The 3622-nt window shown below is 78.3% G+C and carries 4 protein-coding genes; all 4 read right to left on the reverse strand.

The window, feature by feature from the left end; genetic code table 11:
* Positions 1 to 3 precede the first annotated feature (3 nt).
* Entirely contained in the window at positions 4 to 1707 is a 1704-nt protein-coding gene (locus WCS02_RS18630) for an FAD-dependent oxidoreductase (RefSeq protein ID WP_340295788.1), read from the reverse strand.
* Positions 1708 to 1849: 142 nt separating this feature from the next.
* Positions 1850 to 2773, reverse strand: a complete 924-nt coding sequence (locus tag WCS02_RS18635) for an ATP-binding protein (protein WP_340295785.1) — start codon at positions 2771 to 2773, stop codon at positions 1850 to 1852.
* A gap of 107 nt (positions 2774 to 2880) precedes the next feature.
* Positions 2881 to 3069 carry a hypothetical protein gene (locus WCS02_RS18640; protein ID WP_340295786.1) on the reverse strand — a complete coding sequence of 63 codons (189 nt, stop codon included), beginning with the start codon at positions 3067 to 3069 and terminating at the stop codon, positions 2881 to 2883.
* Positions 3070 to 3078: 9 nt separating this feature from the next.
* Positions 3079 to 3525: an HIT family protein gene (locus WCS02_RS18645; RefSeq protein ID WP_340295787.1), complete on the reverse strand. Its 447-nt coding sequence runs from the start codon at positions 3523 to 3525 to the stop codon at positions 3079 to 3081.
* Positions 3526 to 3622 lie beyond the last annotated feature (97 nt).

Genomic DNA, 3622 nt, shown 5'->3' on the forward strand with positions numbered 1-3622 from the left:
CGGTCAGCCCGCGGGGGCGAGGACCGTCGACGCCGCAGGCTCAGCGGAGGTCGTGGCGGGGGTTGCCGCGGCGGACGCCACGGGGGCGGGGGCCTCGCGGCCGGCCGGCGTCGTGAGCTCGCGGGCCAGGTCGCGCGCCAGCCGGGCGGCCAGCGCGACGACGGTGAGCGTCGGGTTGGCCGCGCCCCCGGTCGGGAACACCGACGACCCGGCGACGAAGAGGTTGCGGACGCCGTGCACCCGGCAGTCCCGGTCGACCACGCCGTCCCGGGGCCGGGTGCTCATCCGGGTGGTCCCCATGTGGTGCGCGCCGCCGAGGGGGCGGGGCTCGCCGTCGCGGCCCAGCAGCGTGACGACGCGGCCGCCGAGCAGGCTGCCGAGGTCCTCGGCGACCAGGTGCTGCCCCTGCACCATCGAGCGGACGTCGGTCTCGCTGAGGCGCCAGTCCAGCCGCGCCTCCGGGACGCCGAGGCGGTCCCGGGTGCCCGCCAGGGTCAGCCGCGACGACGGCGAGGGCTCCTGCTCGCCCATGACGCGCACCCGGAACGAGGTGTGCCCGACGGTCCGGCCTGCGCCGCCCGCCCGGCCGGCGCCGACCTGCCGGTAGGCCCGGCGGGCGAGCTCCGGCGTGGCCGCGGCGAGGCGGGCCAGCTCCAGCGGCGTCACCCCCGAGGGGTCACGGAGCCGGACGGCCGCCCGCAGCGCCGCGTAGGCGTCGACCACCGGCTGGCCGACCCGGCCGTCGTGCCCGAAGCCGGGCGCGGTGGCCCCGGTGTGCAGCTGCACCTTGTAGGCGGCGTTGAGCAGACCGTGCCGGCGGACCAGCGCGGGGGCGAGGGCGTACTTGTCCTGGGCGGGCCGGCCGGCGCGCGAGACCAGGTCCCAGCGCCGGGACGCCAGGGTGAGGTCCCGCCCGCGCGAGGGCACGACGACTCCGGCGAGGTAGTGCGGGTGCTCCATGAAGTGCCGGCCGACCTGGTCGTGGTCGTTGCCGAGCCCGGCGGGCGAGCCCGCCCGAGAGGCGAGCAGCAGGCGCGCGTTCTCGATGCCGCCGCCGGCGAGGACGTAGGCCCGCGCCTCGACGGTGGTCGCGCCGTGCTCCTCCGACCAGCACCGCAGCCGCGCCACCTGGCCGCCGCCGGGCGAGGGGACGGCCTCGGTCACGGTCCAGCCGGCCAGCAGCGTCACGTGCGGGTGCGCCGCGAGCAGGGCCGGGACCTCGGTGGTGAAGACGGCGCTGCGGCCGAAGGAGTAGGACCGCCGCTCGAGCCGGCCGCGGACCGGGGCGTCCCGGCCCGGGTCGGCGGGGGCGAGGCCGAACAGCTCGCGGGCGCGGCGGTAGTGCGGGGCCAGCTCGTCCCAGGTCAGCGGCCAGCCGGGCCCCGACCGCGCCCCCCGGTCCTCGAGGTCGAGCGGGTCCAGCTCCTTGAGCCGGACGTGGTCCGGGCCGGCGGGCGTCTCGATGTCCCACCGCAGGCTGCTGCCGCCCACCCCGGCGCTGCGGGTGGTGGCCGGGTCGTACGGCAGGCCGACGCTCCGGGTCGAGGGCACGTCGACGCCGCCGGGCGGCGGGGCGGCAGGCCCGGCCTCGAGGACGAGCACGCGCAGGCCGGTGCCCGCCAGCTCGTGGGCGACCGTGAGCCCCGCGGGGCCCGCGCCCACCACGCACACGTCCGCGCGCAGCAGCGGTCCGGGGGTCGTCGACATGTCCACCGCCGCAGGATCACCTCAGCCTGGCCCGGCGCGTGGCCGGAGCACAGGGAGCCGCCACCCCTGCGGCGGCGGCGTCACCCCCGCGACCGCACCCCGTGACGCTGCGTCCGGCCACCGCCGCCCGACGTGAGGGGCGTCAGCGGTCGTGGAGCTGGGCCAGCAGGGAGGTGAGGTAGCGGCGGCGGACGGCGAGCACCTCGTCGGCGGGGGGCTCGCTGAGCAGCAGCCCCCGCTCCGCCCAGCCGTCCGCCTCCTCGAGGATGGCCAGGTAGTCGTCGAGCACCCCGACCGCCCGGTCGTCGACGGCGAGGGTGAGGTCGAAGCTCGTCGCCCCGGCGCGGACGGCGGCCAGCACCTGGTCGCGGACCTGCTGGCGGCCGTCGGCGAAGGACGCGAGCACCTCGCGCGCGCGGCGGGCCAGCCGGGTGACCTCGGCCGCCGGACCCTCGCCCGGCTCGTGCTGCTCCATCGCGCACAGCGTGAGCTCGCGGAAGACGTCGTCGTTGTGCGTCTTGACGGCCAGCATGGTGGCGACCGGCAGGCCGGTGACGACGAGCGGCTCGCGGTCGGACAGCTGCAGCGGCGTCCGGGCGCCGTCCGACCAGCGGGCGAGCAGCTCCTCGGGGTCGACGTCCGCGTCGTCGCCCGGCCCGTCGCCGTCCTCGGACGTCCCGTGCCCGGTGTCCTCGGTGGCCTCCGGCACGCAGGCCCACACCACCTTGCCGCCGGGCCGCTGCTCGGCGCCCCACGTGGTGGCCACGGCGGCGACCATGAGCAGGCCCCGGCCGGACATCGCCTCGGCGTCGGTGAGACCGGAGGAGGGCAGGACGGCCGAGCCGTCGGCGACGCTCACGCAGACGCCGTCCTCGTCCTGCGCCAGCGCCAGGGTCATCGGGGTGCCGGCGTGGAGGACCGCGTTCTGGACGAGCTCGGTGAGGACGAGCTCGACGGTGTCGGTGGTGTCCCCGCCGACGAGCGGGTGCAGCAGGCTGCCGGCCCAGCGGCGCGCCTGGCTCGCCGCCCCGGGCTCGGGCAGCAGCTCCAGCGAGGCGTCCAGCACGTCCATCCTCCTCGGGTGCCCGGGTCCGCGGCCCGGCAAGCGGTGCAGAGGCTAGCCCCGTGCGTGACGCCCGGCACGGTCCGGCGCCGGTCGGTCCGTGCGGCCGGTCAGTGCTGGCCGGGCGGGCCGTTGGGGTCCCGGCCCTGCCGCACGAGCAGGACGACGCCTGCCACGCCCGCGGCCACGCCGAGCGCGCCGAGCACGAGGGGGACCGCGGTGCCCGGCACCTGGCCGGCGAGCAGCACCAGGACGACGGCGACGACCAGGTAGGCGTAGGGCGACCCCCGCAGGTGCACGGGGCGAGCCTAGGCGTCCGCGGGCAGGGCGGCCCGGACGCGGGCGGCGACCTCGGCGGCCTCGGCGTCGTCGCGGTACCGGCCGCGGGGACCGAGCCAGAGCCGCAGGCCGTCACCCCGGGTGCGGGGGATGACGTGCTGGTGCACGTGCGGGACGCTCTGGCTGACGACGTTGTTGACGATGAGCAGCGCGCCCTCGGACCCGGTCGCCGCCTCCACCGCCCGCTGCAGGCGCTGGCTGCTGCGCAGCCACTCCTCCGCCAGCGCGAGAGGCAGGTCGTCGTGGGTCTGCACGTGGAGGGTGGGCACGAGCAGCACGTGGCCGGGGAACAGCGGGTGGGTGTCGAGGAACGCGATGACGCCCTCGGTGCGCAGCACGACGTGCGCGGGGGAGCGCCCGGCGACGATCGCGCAGAACACGCACGGGCGGTCGGTGCCGCGGGGCGTGTAGTCCATGCCCCGACCCTGCCCGGGGTGCCACCGGCCCGCGAGCCGGCGCGTCAGGCGACGGGCGCGGGGACGGGGGTCGCCGCGGGCGGTCGGCGCGCACCGT

Source organism: Aquipuribacter hungaricus, from assembly GCF_037860755.1.
In the GTDB taxonomy this organism is placed as follows: Bacteria; Actinomycetota; Actinomycetes; order Actinomycetales; family JBBAYJ01; genus Aquipuribacter; species Aquipuribacter hungaricus.

Bases quoted from the DNA above. Each gene is read 5' to 3' on its own strand.
- WCS02_RS18630 (WP_340295788.1), bottom strand. From the start codon at position 1,707: ATGTCGACGACCCCCGGACCGCTGCTGCGCGCGGACGTGTGCGTGGTG.
- WCS02_RS18645 (WP_340295787.1), bottom strand. From the start codon at position 3,525: ATGGACTACACGCCCCGCGGCACCGACCGCCCGTGCGTGTTCTGCGCG.